This is a genomic window from Fodinibius salsisoli (assembly GCF_026229185.1).
Lineage (GTDB): Bacteria > Bacteroidota > Rhodothermia > Balneolales > Balneolaceae > Fodinibius > Fodinibius salsisoli.
The window spans coordinates 1-636 of record NZ_JAGGJA010000042.1 but is presented as its reverse complement, the minus strand read 5'-3'; the positions used below and the strand labels follow the sequence as shown (position 1 = coordinate 636).

The window sequence follows — 636 nt, the reverse complement described above, 5'->3', positions numbered from 1 at the left end:
CGTTCCGGTCAGCTCGTTCCCGGCCAGAATCAGGATATTCAGATCCCGGAAGTTCCCATTGTTAACATATTGTGGAAACTCCCCGGTAAGGCCATGCCCGCGCAGAGAAATACGCCTCAGTTGCGTATACCCACTCAGATCCGGGAGGCTTCCCGTTAGATTCGCATCGGCAATCTCATCGGCATCGCTGAAGGCCGTAATCATTAACGCCGTGAGTTGGGTTAAATTCTGGAAACTATCGGGCAGCTCGCCTACGATGCCCGTCCTGCTTATGTAAAAGTGTTTAAGGTTCCTCAAATTACCAAGCTCGGAGGGAAGCGTATGCCCGGTGAAGTTGTTTCTTGACAGATATAATCCTTTCAGATTAGAGAGGTTCCCGAGTTCAGAAGGAATGGGGCCGGTAATCTCTTTGGCATTGGAGAGTTCCAGGGCGATAAGGTTAGACAAATTACCGATCTCCGGGGGGATAGATCCGCTAAACTCGTTGGTATTGGAATAATACTTGCCCTGATGATAGCCGATATTCCAGGTGGTGCCCTCATAAGCGGGAGGATGCTTGAGCGTATGGGCAAGCTCATAGGTACGCCCCTGCAGGATAAGCCACTGCAGGCTGGCCATATCACCAATTGAGGAAGG

1 protein-coding gene is annotated in these 636 nt (G+C 50.9%); it reads right to left on the bottom strand.

Annotated features, from left to right (window positions below; translation table 11 throughout):
• Positions 1 to 636, bottom strand: a 636-nt coding sequence (locus tag J6I44_RS20545) for a leucine-rich repeat domain-containing protein (protein WP_434084244.1), incomplete at both ends; no start/stop codon positions are given.